The following is a 13,907-nucleotide window of genomic DNA, read 5'->3' on the forward strand; positions in this document are numbered from 1 at the left end:
ACTGGAAAGCCATGTTTGGCTCAGGTTGAACGAAAAAATATGCGGATAACTGCCCGCATACTGAATGCTGCGCTTACTTAGCATACTTTTCGTTCAATCTGAGCTTAAGTCTGCCTTTCCACTTTACCCTTTGAACAGCTGCATTTGGCGCATTCTACTCAATGAACTCTTCGGAAAGTTCACATACACTTTCTTCCTAGCAACGGTATGACCGTTTGCGAGGACGATAGCGAATGTGAGCGACAGATAGCTTAATGAAAGAAAGATACATTCTAGAAAAAAGGGCGTAAACGTTTTGCAGTCGCACGTTGTTCCAGTTGTTCTGAAGACATCTTGCTTGGTTGGGGGCTGTACGAAGGGCGAGGTTTGTATAGGGAAGGCATGATGTTGAGTACTTCTTCAGCTTGTTTTAACAGCAGTTCTACTTTGTGCTCCAACAATTCAGGCTTATTTATTTTTTCGTAAAGTTGTTTTGTTTCATCAAGACCATTCAATATGGCTTGGTAATATTGTGAAATTGGTCCTCTAAGTGCAGCTATATGATCAAAAAGTGGCCCAACGGACTGATACTCTAAAAGCAGCGTTACGTTTTCTTCAAGTTTCTTTATCAAATTTAAAAAATGATTTTGTTGTGAAATTAGTTTTTGCATCCCTTTAATTAGCATATTCTGTCGGCTGGGTTTTCTTTGATGACTTAATTCAAAACTTAAATGATTTTTTTGATATCGGTTTGCGATTTTTAATAAGGAATTCACGAGGAGAGAAAGCGCATGGAGTAGTTGCTTCAAATCTTCATTACCTAAAGCATAGGCAAGACGATCAAGGTTCATTTTAGGGGAATGTCGAGGTTGAATGCCTAGGAGAAAAAGTACGTTTTGATCAATGCTTAACAGAATAGCAAGAGCATCCTGACTATTTAACCGATATTGGAGAACTAATTGGATTGAGCAAATGGTATCTTCCATAGAAGAGTCTTCTTCTGTAGGAGCGTTCAGTATTTCCTGGAGAAGATTTTTGGATGACTCAATACTTTGAGTTGCTTCGCTAAGTAAATTTTTTAATTGCTCTGGGTTAATCTCGTTCATTATTTGCCATGCGCCACGTTGATGAATAAAAAAGCATCTTTATTTAATCATAACATCGGAATGAGATTTTAAACTATACTTTAAATAATTAGGGCTATTTTATACACGGTGATGAACGAAAAGAAATTTGTGAATTTTAATGAGTTCTATCCTTTTTATCTCAATGAGCATAAAACAATAATGTGCCGGCGTTTGCATGTTATTGGAACTTCTTTGGCCTGTTTGTGTTTCCTTTTTTTTCTTATTTCCTGGTATTGGCTATGGTTTATTCTGATGCTGGTGACAGGCTATGGATTTGCATGGATCGGACATTATGTCTATGAAAAAAATAAACCGGCAACATTTCATTATCCTCTATACAGTTTAATGGGAGATTTTGTCATGCTCTGGCAGATTTTGAGTGGGAAATTAAAGTTTTAATTCAGGAGGACTATATTACGTTCCTGTATTTTTGAGCAAAATTAGTCTAAATTGCAAATAAAGCTTTCGCATAAGGAGTGTGCTATGATACTTGAGAGTCCCGCATTTACCCATAATGCCTTTATTCCTCAAGAATATACCTGTAATGGTGTCAATCATTCACCTCCCTTAGTGTGGAATGATGCACCAAAGAATACCCAATCGTTTGTTTTGATTATGGATGATCCTGATGCACCTATGGGATTATGGGTGCACTGGATTTTATTTAATCTACCTGCTGGCTGTCATGAGCTTAAAACAGGAACTGACACTCCATCTCAAACAATTAGTGCACGAAATAGTTGGGGAAAAACAGGCTATGGTGGGCCTTGTCCACCCAGCGGTACTCATCGTTATTTTTTCAAGCTGTATGCTTTAGATGCCTTCTTAAATTTAGGTGAGCATGCGACGAAAAAAGAGATAGAAACGGCGATGCAAAATCATATTATAGAGCAGACCGAATTAATTGGGAGATACAGTCAATCCTCTTAAAATGAACGTGAGGGCTGGGGAGAATCCCTCCCCATAGGGAGAAGGTGCCCGCCAGGGCGGATGAGGGTATTGGATCGCAACTTAAGAGCCTCACCGCTATTCCCAGCCTACAAGAAATTAAAATCGGGCAATCTGTAAATCGCAGCATCCTTCAGTTACATCATTGAGATGTTCAACAACGCTGGCTAGACATCGGGTAAATAGATAGATGGGATTAAAAATAAGAGAAGCAATGGCTGCACAGGTTGCAATAATTCCCATTACCGCATCAACAACAGTATGTGCAACGCACGATTTAAATGCAGAAGAGGTATTGGCGCTGATTTCAGACCTCGGGGCAAAAATTGCTAATAACAAGGCAGGTATAACTAATAACATACTCGCTGCCAAGTAAATAAAACTTTTCAAAAAGAGCAAAAAGGCGTTCACTCCTAACCAGATAGGGCTATGGATTGGGCGAACAAGCAGGTCAGTAAATTCACCAAGCTCATGAATAGGTTTAAAATAGGATGGATTAGGAATAGGAATTAATTCAGCGTATTTATTTCTTAGACTAGAATATCTATTCCACTTTGATGAAAAAAAACCAGCCATGATACTTTATCCCTCTTTATTATTTTTGAGGCGCGTATCATGCCAAGTAATAAAAAAAAAGAAAATACTTTGTCTTAAAAATTAGTTGGCTTAGGATGAGAATAATGGAGATGAGGCAGTGCTGAAATATCATCTTTTTTGAGTCATTTATTGGTTTTTTATAGGACAAATTAGTGATTGTGTCATTCCCGCGCGGGCAGGAATGACAGGAATTTATCTAAACGTTCGCCTCAGTGCTTAGCCCGTAATTTTTCCACAAGCAATTCGCTCACCCCCGCCACCCAAGGGAGGATTATCACTATAATTATCCCCACCTCCATGGACCATTACGGCATGTCCCTTAATGTCTTGGGTTTTTAAACGTGGTGCCAATGTGGGAGTATTGGCTGTTCCATTATTATCAACAATTAACACAGGCAAATCACCTAAGTGGCCTTCGCCGTAAGGACCAAGGTGTTTATTGGTGTTCGCTGGGTCTAAATGAGCGCCAGCATTTTTAGCATGATCACCACAGTCAGGATGTTGATGGATATGGAAACCACGAATGCCAGCAGGAAGTCCTGTCAATTGCGGTTTAATCAGCAGACCGTATTTGCTGTCTTCAAAAACAACTGTTCCTATTGCAGTTCCATCTGTGGTGGTAATATCACTTGTTACTGTATCTGCAGAAGCTATTGACGCAATAAATAAGGTCAAAGCACCCATGATCACCTGTTCTTTTTGTTTATTTTTCTTCATGGATAAATCCTTTAGTGACAATTTTTCTATTCTAACATAGCATATCACTAATACATTACTTAAATATTGAATTTAAAAAACGTGAATCATTATTGACTGTTAGAAATTAATTACGTCTTTATGAGCTTTTATTATGATTAAGAATTATTCAACGCCCGATATTAGAACCGCTACATTAGAGGATGCCGAAGCGATCGCTCAGATTCATATCTGCTCCTGGCAAAAGATGTATCGAGATTTCATTCCGGAAATTATATTACAAAACTTATCCTTAAAAGAGCGAACGCAACAATGGCATGATTTGATAAAACAGGATGTTAAAGTATTAGTGATGGAAGTAAACAGTCAACTCATTGGCTTTGCAAGCATTTGTCCTTTTCGAGATTTTAGGGCAGACAACTCGATGGGTGAAATCAGTGCGATCTATTTACATCCAGACTATTGGCGAATAGGTTTGGGGACTAAACTGTGTATGGCTGCAATTTCTGAACTTGCAAGTCAAGGATATAAAAAGATACTTTTGTGGGTATTTGAAGACAATATTCAAGCACGTAAATTTTATGATGCTTTAGGTTTTGAAGCCACAAGCGCAACCAAATTAGAAGAGTTTTATGAGGGCGGGGCATTATTAAAAGAAGTTCTGTATCAAAAAGTAATTGAGTAAGTTTTAGCATCCAAAAAATTTAGAATTTGAATGTTGTGCACAGCATCATTGCCATGAAGAGAAACGTTTCTCCTCCCATGAGTTTTGTCCTCGTGGGCATCTTTCGATGGGAGAAGGGAAGTTCTTTAAGTTGCAGCCGTGAAGTCGGGGCTTTCTTGCAAAATGGATGAACTTAAGTTCCACAAAACGTTTGATATACTCGTTCATCTGGCGAAGGCAAACACTGTAGGTTTTCGGTATTTTCTTGTTGTTGAAAAGGATTTTTCAATACGGCTAAAAGAGCATCCATTAAAGTACTGTCATTGTCTTCAATAACTGCATTAATTGCATTTTCAACTAAATGATTTCTTGGGATATATGCTGGATTTACCTGATGCATCTTAGATTTTATTGCCGTCACATCAACATCTTGCTGTTTAATACAATTTAACCAGTCAGCAACCCACTGCTTACTATGAGGCTGATTTCCTAAAGCTTTGATTAACTCGTTCTGATGGCTTTCACAATCAATTGCTTGATTGAGGAGGCGAAAGGTATTGGTAAAATCTGGTTTATATTCTTGTAATAATCCAAAGAAATTTTTAATAAGATCTGCGGGATTCGTATTATTATCGGACAAACCCAATTTTTCTCTTATTTTTTTATTCCAATATTGAGCAAAAAGCGTATTAAACGAATCGAGAACTTCTTGTAATTGTTGAGGTGCTTTATCTGCTTCAAATATAGGCAACAAGGTTTTACCAAACTGTGCTAAATTCCATTTTGCTATGGTTGCTTGATTTCCAAATGCATAACGACCAGTAACATCAATGGAGCTAAATACAGTACCAAAGTCAAATTCATCCATAAATGCACAAGGTCCATAATCAATTGTTTCGCCGGAAATCGTCATATTATCGGTATTCATGACGCCATGAATAAAGCCTACTCCCATCCATTCAGCAATTAGATATGCTTGGCGATCTACAACTTTTTTAAATAATTCGAGATAAGGGCTTTCACAGGATACAATCTCAGGATAGTGTCTTTCAAGGGCGTAATTTGCCAGCATTTTCAGCAAGTGGTTGTCTTTTTGAGCTGCAGCATATTCAAAGGAACCAACTCGTAAACTACTGGAGGCAACACGTGTTAATACACCTAAAGGTACGAGGCCGTTTTGGCGATAAATTTTTTCTTTGCTTGCAATTGCAGCCAAACAACGGGTGGTAGGAATGTTTAATCCATGCATTGCCTCGCTGATCAGATATTCTCTTAAGACTGCAGAAAGCGGTGCCCTGCCATCACCCATTCGTGAAAACATTGTTTTTCCAGAACCTTTGAGCTGAATGTCCCATCGTTTTCCATCATGACTCCGTATTTCGCCAAGCAACACAGCGCGACCATCTCCTAAAAGAGGAACATAGTACCCAAATTGATGGCCTGCATAGGCTAAGGCAATACTTTTAAGCTGCGGGGGGACTGAGTTCCCGGCATAAAAAGATAAGAGCTCATCTTCATTAGCAGAAGTAGAGGAGTTGGGAGCACCAAGATAGGCAGCTAATTCATGGTTGTATTTGACGAAATATGGGGCTGCGATCGGAGTTGGGGCGATCACCTCATAAAAATTAGAGGGCAACTTTAAATAAGAACTGCAATAAATTGAAGAAATCAAATTGGGCCAATCCATAAAAATTATGTTCTTGAATGATTAATAAAATCCCTTGAATAGCAATAAATTGAAAAAAGGGAGCCTCTTATCTATATTATAACGTCTCTGTTAGGAACCATTGCTAAAATTAAAGGAATAAAAGGAATAAATTTCAATTATGAGTTAAGGAGCTAGTTTGTTCTGAGTTATATTTGCTTAGAAATTCTTCACCTTTTCTTCCTCCCTCACTTCGCTGAATGGTTTTTGCATAACCATCCCACCCTGGAAGTTTATCTAAATTTCCTGATGCAATAATCTCTTTTGTCTTTTTTTCATGAACCTCTTGGATTTTGTCAAATTCTTCTTTTTTTCCAATAAATAAATTAACTGCTATTCCTTTCTCTTTAGCTGCTTTAACAAAATCAACAATCTCTTCTTCCGGAGTATTATCAGGAAAAAACGCTACCATTTTAGGTTGATAACCTGGAGCTGGATTTTTAGGATGAGCAATGACTTCAAGAGTTATATCCCTGATACAGTCTTTTTCTTCCTTGGTTGCATTTTCTGGTATTTTAATGACCCAGCTATCAGGATAAAATTTATTCTCTATAGTAAATTTGGCGCCTGAATTTTTAGATACAAAATCAACATGTAGCGGCGTCACTTTACCCTTATCATACATTTCTTCAAAAAAAGTCGGATTAGGTCGAATTTCAAATAATACATTTTGGTGGGCTCTATTCGTCACAGCCAATGCTTCTAACAGTTGTTCGTACCGTTCTTTTGCAGCCTTTTTTTCTTCTTCTATCTTTGATTTCATAAATTACTCCAAGAGGGAGTGTTATTTTTATAAGTATATATCAGATGGAATAATTTTTTGGGTTAATAAGATGACTTCATTTTAATTGAGTGCTTAACCGATAAAGCAATAAAGCCGCGCGTTGAGTTTGGGTTGTAAGAGAAGGAATGTTTAACGTTTCTTCGGCAGAATGTGCTCCTGTACCTACAGGACCTAAACCAGCTAATGCACCATCCACCAGGGACGCAATGTGTGAAATATCACCTGCACCTCGTGTTCCTGGATCAAGAGGAAGTATCATCCCTTGCCCTAAGTCTTCACTCACTTGACTATATTGTCTTAATAAAGCTTCATTAGCAGCAGTAGGTGGCATGCTGGGAATCCCATCTTCAAACTTAATGGAGGCTGAAGTTCCAGGAAGATGATCGGCAACAATATCGGTTATTCTTTTCTCTGCATCGTTTTTTTGATCTTCAGTGATAAAGCGTAAGTCTCCATTTGCCAAAGCAATTTTTGCGATCACATTTCCTTTGCCAAAGGCGTCCCCCTGAAAATTATTTTTATTGTTCGTCGTGGTGCCCCCTAAAATAAGGCCGGGACTAAATGATAAAAAGCGTTCGCTACTGAGCTTGGAACGCATCGTATTTAAGATTCGTGCTAACTCAAAAACAGCACCATAACCTGCCTTTTTTTGAAAAATTTCTGACGAGTGTGCTTCATTGCCATGAGCTTCCAATGTCCAGTGTGTTATTCCTCTACGTGCAACGGTTGCCGTATCTGGGGTAATCGCCCATTCAAAATCCAAGGCAATATCGGACTTTTTTGCAGCGTCGATTAAAGGTTTTCTGGAAATGGAGATAGGTTTCCCGGAATCTTCTTCATCGCCGGTTAAGATAACCGTGATATTTGCATTCTCTAGAGCTTTTGCTTCTTGCAGCGCTTTTAAGGCATAAAGGATGACAACTACTCCACCTTTGTCATCAATGACTCCTGGTCCAGTTGCACCATCTCCTTTCTGTTTAAAATGTTGAAACGGGCTATTTTCAGGAAACACCGTATCAAGATGTCCAATTAAAAGCAGTTTTTTGCCTTTATTTCCATAGTGTTCTGCAACCAAAGAGCCGGCGCGATGTTGTGCAGGTGGTTCATTAACCCAATAAGTCTTAAATCCAAGTTGATCTAATTGTTTGCGTACCATGTTTCCTACGCGCTGAACCCCCTCAATGTGGGTAGTCCCGCTGTTTTTATTCACTAATTGTTCCAATAATGAAAGTTGCTTTTGGGAGTTGGTAGTAATGTACTGAGCGATATGTTTTTCTACTGCATTGAGGTTATCTGCATTCGCTATTTGATAGAAGCAGAGAAAAAATAAACAGGCAAGCTTTCTCATTACTTTTCCAATATTTATGTTATGGACATGAAAGCAATCATACACTGCTTTGAAAAAGAGAAAACATTAATGAATTCACTTTTTTGCAGTCAACGCTTCAAGGGTTCGTGTACAGGGAAAATAACCTTGTTTCGAAGTCTCGGCAAGAATCTGATCGCAGCAATCTACAAGTGCGGCAAAATCCTGAGAGGTATCTCCTTGATGCAAAAGAAATGAAGCCGCAGCCCGAAATAAGGTGAGGCTTGAGACCAGCTTCATAGTATCAATTTGTCCATTCATAAGGGTCAAAACAGGAATCTTTCTTTTTAGTTGTTGATCTACTAATTGCGTGACTGCGAGATAATTTTGAAAAAGTTCCCCGTTTTGTAAATAGGCACAGGCTTCATTGAAATCAACAATCCCGAAATATTGGGCTGTTGAACTGAATCCAAGTTGTTTGAGCTGAGGGAAGAGATACCATATCCAATGGCCTTGTTTGCCACCTGCTTTGAGTTCATCATAAGCTTCTTGGAATGAGGCAGATGAATTTTTGCCTTTTTGGGCTTCGATAAAGCGATGAATGGTGCTCATCAGCAAGTACCTTAATTAAGACTCCTTGAGATTTTTATAGCATTATAAAGAGTTAAGGTACAGTCATTTGACCACGTTCATGCTGTGAATTAGTTTAAAAAGCAAAGAGCCGTTTTTCCTCAATGCGTTCACTTTTCAATTTTCAGCTTCTATTTAAAAGCACGTCTGTATTCTGCTTCTTGTAAGCGTTTCGCAAAATCCTCATCCGACTCGCCTTTTAATGCTTTTGCTGAGTCAATCTCATCAACACTAATCTTATTTTTAACTTGAGAAAACAAGCCTTGGGTTGATACAGCGTGAATCAAATCATTTACATGCTGTTGATAACCGTCTACTTTTTCTGCATTAACTGGCTTGCTTACGGACGAAGGAATCACTTGTTCTGCTTTTGCTGATAAAGGAGCTTCCTCTTTCTTTAACTCTTGACGTTTAGGAGGTAATTGCTCAATTTGGGTTGTCCAATGCGCATTATCTTCGTTATTTAAAACTACAGTACGCAAACGAGGATCAGGGTCTCCGTTAAGTTGGCCCTCTACGTAGAGATTTTTATTAAGTTGTACTGCAATTTCTTTCAAATCACCATGTGTTGCCCATCGTCCTTGTTCCTTAATTTTATCTACGCCTTTTAAAATAACAGAACCTGGATTTGGTTTATCACCATGCATGACGTCTTTCAATAATGCTTCTTTGACATGGGCATTTTCTATTTTATTTGTTTCTGCTTCAGAAAGGGGTCTCGCAGTAAGCTTGGGTTGCAGTGATTGTGCCGTACTTTCTGCTAAGGTCCTGACTTGAGGAGATAAAGCTAACTCATTAAATTTACTTATCTCGGGGAGGGTATTCTTTTCCTTACCTAAATAAAAGCGTACTAATTCCATAAATTTGTGATATACAGGTGAACCTTCAATCAAGGTTTCCTCATCTTTCGATACTTCTTCAGTTCGTATTCTGTTTAAAAGATCGATCTTGTACGCATCAGCGGCAATGTTCCTTAAAGACATTTGTAATGTAGACAAAAGCTCTTTTTTATAATCATAAGGAGACTCATACAACCGATTTAAATCAAAATCGATGAGCTCTTGCAGGCTAACGCCACGAAGCCCTTTTCTTTTCCACAGGTTATAGGTTGGGCTTTTTCGGTGAAGTGCATATTCATCTTGAATGTCTTTTATGGTGCCAATTCCAAACGCAAAAAATCCGCAATCGCCACCGCCAGGATTATTGATTCTATAAGACATTTCACACTCGTATTGGTTCTAATATTTATATTATATAATAGAAACCTTAATTAATTATTATGTCAATGATTTATTAATAGACAGGATGATTTTAATAAAATAAAATATGATCTCTTTTTATGCAAAAATAGCGGTGAGTTAGACAGAAGGAGGTTAGGACGATGAGCTTAGTTGATAACAGGATTGTAAAAGCCTCCTTTAGAGAAAATCCAGTAGAGGAAAGAAAACTGTTTCCTCAATCCTCCTGCCTTATGCCCATTAGTGTAGGGCAACCTATTCATGAAGGCGAAAAATTTGCCGCAGTCATTAAACTGATTAATGCTTCATTTAAACAATGTACCATCCTGGTTGATGATAGTGTGCAACGTCATACAATGGGTATCATGAATCATGCTACTACGGATGAATTATATCAACTTTCGGTGCAAGAAGGTGATGATTGGCTAAAGCGAAATGAAATGGCTTACAATCAGCTAACCATCCCTTATGAGATCATGCGCTGGGATGATTGGTACAACAGTCACAATTTCATTAACAGTCATGTGCGCGTCCAAAAAGAATATGAGCTCAATGAATCATTCCGTCATGCAATTCATGCCAATATCGATGAATTTTTAACCCGATACCTGAGTCGATTTTCTACTGAAAATGTTGACTCTGAAAGGGCGTTTCGACTTTGTCTTGATTATTTGATTGAAGAATGTTCTGTAATGTGTCTGTGGACAGAAAAGGCATACGATTTTGAAGTTTATCCCAGTGGCCGAAACAAAGCGATGGCTGCTACCTATGAATATTTAATTAAACCTCATTATCCAAACTATTTAAGACCTGTTGCACTTCGATTTAAAAAATATCCTGCAAATCCTCTTTCTCCGCCCCCCGTCATTCCGAATGCAACGAGGGATCTCCTAGCTTAACTATTATACTACCGTCTGGAGATTCCTCGCTATGCTCGGGATGGATGACCTGAGGCTTAGAGTCGATTATAGGAATGGAGGATGTTCAACTCATGGTGGATGAGGAAACGCTCACCCTTCTCCCACGGGTGGGCATTATAAACAGAAGAATAAGAAAGTTGTCAAAGTGAATAGATGTCATTCCTGCGAAGGCAGAAATGACATAAAATAATGCTCATTTATGGAAGAGGGGATGCGTTCTGGATACTAGAGAGGTGTCTTTGCTGCGATCCATTGTTTAATTTCAGAGGCCGTTTTATCAATAACCAGTATAATTTGTTGATACAATTGCTCCAATAAATCACGCTGTCCTGATTTCCAATAATCTTCAAAATATTGGCAAGCCATTTTTATCCGAGTGGCACCAACATATACTACACCTCCCTTAATTTTATGAATGAGTTTTTGGGTTTGTTCCCAATCACCTTGATCATGTGATTCTTTGAGCAGAGCAACATCTTCGACTAAAGAGTGATCGAGCATTAGGTTGAGCATGTCGCGGAGTGTATTTTCTGTACCCGTAGTTTTAATTCCTTCCTCAACATCAAGTAGTGGAAATTTAGAAAGATCAAAGAGTTGTTCTTCTGTTGCAGGTCTCTCAGAAATGCAATTTTCAGGAGAGTTTGTCCTTTCTTTGAGTATGGAAGGAATAAATGAGCTCAAAATATCACCGCATTTTTTTTGCGTTAATGGCTTGCTGATCACCGCATTGATGCCCGATTCGATACATCGCTGTTTATTTTCCTCACCAACATGGGCGGTAAGTGCAATGATGGGGGTGTGATATTTTTTTGAAACTTCTTGTACGCGAATGTGATGGGTGACTTGATAACCATCCATATCAGGCAGACCAATATCCATAAAAATTAAGTCATATCTATTTTTCTTCCAAAGTTGTAACGCAGATTGTCCATCAACCGCTATATCTACTTGGCAGTGATAGTGATTTAACATGGCTTTTGCTATGGTTTGCGCTACAGTATTGTCTTCCACGAGCAAGATGCGATGTTTGAGTGAATGGATTGATGGATTTGAATAGGGGATGGGTATGGCAGTGTTTTGTTTAAGACTGGATATATTGAAGTCAAAATCTTTATCAATACCTGTTTCATCTTCTAAAAGTGCTGTTTTTAAGGGAATGATACAGGTAAATTTTGTTCCTTTAGCAACAGTACTCTCGACATATATTTCTCCATCTAATTCATCAATAAACTGTTTGATTACAGCAAGGCCTAAACCTGCTCCCTTATAAATTCCTTTATAGGAAGGGGTTAAACGTTTGAATTGGAGAAAAATTTCTTGTTGCTTGTCTTTCGGAATCCCCATGCCACTATCTTCCACGACAAATTGGATGATCACTTCACGGTTTTCTCGCTTTGCCAGCTTGGCTGTTACAGTGACAAACCCGGCATCGGTAAAATTCAATGAATTCGAAATCAGTTCAAGTAAAATTCTATGGATACGAACCGGATCTCCGATAAGAAATCTGGGAATATCGGGATCAAATTCTAGAGATAATGTCAGTCGTTTAGAAGATGCTTTGGCTTTATTCAGATCAATCACATGTTGCGCTATTTTTTGTAATACGAATTTTTTCCTCACTTTAGGGATTTCGCCAGAGCTTACATGAATCGCTTCAAGTACATCATCCATAAAATCAAGTAGAGCATGACTGGATGCAACTAAGTTCTCTGAATATTCTTTAATTCTAGGACTTTCTGCTTCAGATTGGATAAGGTCTGCAAATCCTACGATACCGGTAAGGGGGGTGCGAATGTCATGACGCATATTTTCCAGAAATTCTGTTTTTGCCAGACTTGCTGCTTCTGCTTTTTCTTTTGCAATTTTGAGCTCTGCTTCAATTTTTTTTCGGTCTGTGATGTCAATGGAAATCCCTAGCACCCCGGTAACTTCCCCTTTTTTATTGCGCATTGGAGATTTATGGCTTAAAAAAATGGCATCTTTACCACCTACTTGCGCTTTTTCTTCAATGATTTCAGTTTCACCTGTTTGCATAATATGAAGATCATTTTGTCGAAATAACTCAGCTTGGTTTTTGCCCCAAGGCAGGTCAAAATCAGTTTTTCCTACGATTTCATAGCCAAATTGAAACCCTACACTTTGAGCTTGGCGATTGTTGCATCCTAAATAAACCCCGTTTTTGTCTTTCCAATAAACATGCCCTGGCATATTGGCCAAAATATTTTCCAAGGTGGATTGTGTTTTTTCTTGGCTTGAACAGAGAGCCGCCTCTTGTTTTTTTCGATTGGTTATATTTAAGGAGATGCCTATAATCCCGGTGACATTGCCGTGTTCATCATGTAAAGGAGTTTTACGGGTTAATACGACTACTTGTTCTCCATTTGCTATGGTCCCAATTTCTTCCAATTCCAATGAGGAATTCAGGTTCATTACTTTTAAATCGTTGTTGCGAATCGTTGTTGCAGATGCAGCCCAAGGCATTTCAAAATCAGTTTTTCCAATGATGGATTTCATCCCAGTCATTTCCAACATAGCGTCATTGCAACCTAAATAAACTCCATTTTTGTCTTTCCAATAGATGCTTCCAGGCAATGCTTTGATGATGCTTAATGTAAGCGATGAGTTTTCTGCAGATAAAGCTGGGGTAGGGGGTGCCTTGCAATGATAGGTTTTAGGTTTATTACGTTTATTTTCTGACATAAGTTGCTCTCTTTATTTTTAAAGTTATAGACCTATTATTCAACACCTACAAGAGAAACAATTCATATTTTCATGAAATGCGTCAAAGTGGGTTCTGAGCTTTCGAGAAGCCTGCATGACTATGGTCATCTGTATTGGATAAGCTATAGCTTCGATAATTTTCAAGAGACGATCCTTATGAATAAGGCAGTTGATAAGCTTGTGTCTGTTAAGGCGGCATTCAAACATTGGCGCGAAACCAGAACAAGCCAAGGCAAAATCCCTGATTACCTATGGGAGCAAGTAAAAGAGCTTTTAGACACCTACTCACTCTCCTATCCATCTCAGCCATATTATCACAGAATTTATGAGGTAGAGATGTTACAGATAACTCCGCAGCACCGGCTTGCTATTGGCAGTTGAACCAGTGGATTTTAGAAAAGTCATTGACGGTTTAAAAGCTATCTGCCATCAGAAGTTATGTGATACACATGAAAAGTCCTTCCCCTGGTAATAGTTATTGCTGATTTAGTCAAAGGAATTGTAACAATAACAGAAAGATATCCAGTGCTTAAACCTGTTTTGCCCTTCCCATTAAAACGTACTCTACCAGGAGTAGATTTCTGATTTTATT

The 13,907-nt window shown here is 38.5% G+C and carries 13 protein-coding genes; 4 read left to right on the plus strand and 9 right to left on the minus strand.

The window, feature by feature from the left end; all coding sequences use genetic code 11:
- Window positions 1–272: 272 nt before the first annotated feature.
- Window positions 273–1,085, minus strand: coding sequence for a hypothetical protein (locus ACF8MK_RS09775; RefSeq protein ID WP_392536490.1), 813 nt, complete (start codon window positions 1,083–1,085; stop codon window positions 273–275).
- Between the two features lie 129 nt (window positions 1,086–1,214).
- Between ACF8MK_RS09775 and ACF8MK_RS09780 the strand changes: the two genes are divergently transcribed.
- The gene (locus ACF8MK_RS09780; protein WP_392536491.1) at window positions 1,215–1,505 is read left to right on the plus strand and encodes an Mpo1-like protein; all 291 of its coding nucleotides are present in this window, start codon (window positions 1,215–1,217) and stop codon (window positions 1,503–1,505) included.
- A gap of 84 nt (window positions 1,506–1,589) precedes the next feature.
- Entirely contained in the window at window positions 1,590–2,036 is a 447-nt protein-coding gene (locus tag ACF8MK_RS09785) for a YbhB/YbcL family Raf kinase inhibitor-like protein (protein WP_392536492.1), read from the plus strand.
- A gap of 117 nt (window positions 2,037–2,153) precedes the next feature.
- Here ACF8MK_RS09785 and ACF8MK_RS09790 read toward each other — a convergent pair whose 3' ends face one another.
- Together ACF8MK_RS09790 and ACF8MK_RS09795 are read right to left on the minus strand one after the other, a co-directional pair.
- The gene (locus ACF8MK_RS09790) at window positions 2,154–2,630 is read right to left on the minus strand and encodes a hypothetical protein (RefSeq protein ID WP_265704572.1); all 477 of its coding nucleotides are present in this window, start codon (window positions 2,628–2,630) and stop codon (window positions 2,154–2,156) included.
- A gap of 237 nt (window positions 2,631–2,867) precedes the next feature.
- Window positions 2,868–3,368, minus strand: coding sequence for a superoxide dismutase family protein (locus ACF8MK_RS09795; protein WP_392536493.1), 501 nt, complete (start codon window positions 3,366–3,368; stop codon window positions 2,868–2,870).
- Window positions 3,369–3,501: 133 nt separating this feature from the next.
- On the opposite strand from ACF8MK_RS09795, the gene ACF8MK_RS09800 reads away from it, so the two are divergent.
- Window positions 3,502–4,032: a GNAT family N-acetyltransferase gene (locus ACF8MK_RS09800; protein ID WP_265704574.1), complete on the plus strand. Its 531-nt coding sequence runs from the start codon at window positions 3,502–3,504 to the stop codon at window positions 4,030–4,032.
- Window positions 4,033–4,204: 172 nt separating this feature from the next.
- Here the strand turns inward: ACF8MK_RS09800 and ACF8MK_RS09805 are convergent, their stop codons facing one another.
- From ACF8MK_RS09805 to ACF8MK_RS09825, 5 genes are all read right to left on the minus strand, one after another.
- Window positions 4,205–5,698 carry a YdiU family protein gene (locus ACF8MK_RS09805; protein WP_392536494.1) on the minus strand — a complete coding sequence of 498 codons (1,494 nt, stop codon included), beginning with the start codon at window positions 5,696–5,698 and terminating at the stop codon, window positions 4,205–4,207.
- A gap of 133 nt (window positions 5,699–5,831) precedes the next feature.
- Entirely contained in the window at window positions 5,832–6,479 is a 648-nt protein-coding gene (locus ACF8MK_RS09810; protein ID WP_392536495.1) for a hypothetical protein, read from the minus strand.
- 76 nt (window positions 6,480–6,555) lie between these two features.
- Window positions 6,556–7,848, minus strand: coding sequence for a M20/M25/M40 family metallo-hydrolase (locus tag ACF8MK_RS09815; RefSeq protein ID WP_392536496.1), 1,293 nt, complete (start codon window positions 7,846–7,848; stop codon window positions 6,556–6,558).
- A 75-nt stretch (window positions 7,849–7,923) separates the two neighbouring features.
- On the minus strand, window positions 7,924–8,418 hold the full coding sequence (locus tag ACF8MK_RS09820; protein ID WP_392536497.1) for a DUF1810 family protein: 495 nt from the start codon (window positions 8,416–8,418) through the stop codon (window positions 7,924–7,926).
- 149 nt (window positions 8,419–8,567) lie between these two features.
- The gene (locus ACF8MK_RS09825) at window positions 8,568–9,656 is read right to left on the minus strand and encodes a hypothetical protein (RefSeq protein WP_392536498.1); all 1,089 of its coding nucleotides are present in this window, start codon (window positions 9,654–9,656) and stop codon (window positions 8,568–8,570) included.
- 161 nt (window positions 9,657–9,817) lie between these two features.
- On the opposite strand from ACF8MK_RS09825, the gene ACF8MK_RS09830 reads away from it, so the two are divergent.
- Window positions 9,818–10,573 (plus strand): hypothetical protein, encoded by a 756-nt coding sequence (locus ACF8MK_RS09830; RefSeq protein ID WP_392536499.1) that lies wholly within the window; start codon window positions 9,818–9,820, stop codon window positions 10,571–10,573.
- A 246-nt stretch (window positions 10,574–10,819) separates the two neighbouring features.
- Here ACF8MK_RS09830 and ACF8MK_RS09835 read toward each other — a convergent pair whose 3' ends face one another.
- Window positions 10,820–13,294, minus strand: a complete 2,475-nt coding sequence (locus ACF8MK_RS09835) for a PAS domain-containing protein (RefSeq protein WP_392536500.1) — start codon at window positions 13,292–13,294, stop codon at window positions 10,820–10,822.
- Window positions 13,295–13,907 lie beyond the last annotated feature (613 nt).

It is taken from the genome of Legionella sp. 227, assembly GCF_043161935.1.
GTDB lineage: Bacteria > Pseudomonadota > Gammaproteobacteria > Legionellales > Legionellaceae > Legionella > Legionella sheltonii.

Bases quoted from the DNA above. Each gene is read 5' to 3' on its own strand.
- ACF8MK_RS09775 (WP_392536490.1), bottom strand. From the start codon at position 1,085: ATGAACGAGATTAACCCAGAGCAATTAAAAAATTTACTTAGCGAAGCA.
- ACF8MK_RS09785 (WP_392536492.1), top strand. From the start codon at position 1,590: ATGATACTTGAGAGTCCCGCATTTACCCATAATGCCTTTATTCCTCAA.
- ACF8MK_RS09790 (WP_265704572.1), bottom strand. From the start codon at position 2,630: ATGGCTGGTTTTTTTTCATCAAAGTGGAATAGATATTCTAGTCTAAGA.
- ACF8MK_RS09795 (WP_392536493.1), bottom strand. From the start codon at position 3,368: ATGAAGAAAAATAAACAAAAAGAACAGGTGATCATGGGTGCTTTGACC.
- ACF8MK_RS09800 (WP_265704574.1), top strand. From the start codon at position 3,502: ATGATTAAGAATTATTCAACGCCCGATATTAGAACCGCTACATTAGAG.
- ACF8MK_RS09805 (WP_392536494.1), bottom strand. From the start codon at position 5,698: ATGGATTGGCCCAATTTGATTTCTTCAATTTATTGCAGTTCTTATTTA.
- ACF8MK_RS09810 (WP_392536495.1), bottom strand. From the start codon at position 6,479: ATGAAATCAAAGATAGAAGAAGAAAAAAAGGCTGCAAAAGAACGGTAC.
- ACF8MK_RS09815 (WP_392536496.1), bottom strand. From the start codon at position 7,848: ATGAGAAAGCTTGCCTGTTTATTTTTTCTCTGCTTCTATCAAATAGCG.
- ACF8MK_RS09820 (WP_392536497.1), bottom strand. From the start codon at position 8,418: ATGAGCACCATTCATCGCTTTATCGAAGCCCAAAAAGGCAAAAATTCA.
- ACF8MK_RS09825 (WP_392536498.1), bottom strand. From the start codon at position 9,656: ATGTCTTATAGAATCAATAATCCTGGCGGTGGCGATTGCGGATTTTTT.
- ACF8MK_RS09830 (WP_392536499.1), top strand. From the start codon at position 9,818: ATGAGCTTAGTTGATAACAGGATTGTAAAAGCCTCCTTTAGAGAAAAT.
- ACF8MK_RS09835 (WP_392536500.1), bottom strand. From the start codon at position 13,294: ATGTCAGAAAATAAACGTAATAAACCTAAAACCTATCATTGCAAGGCA.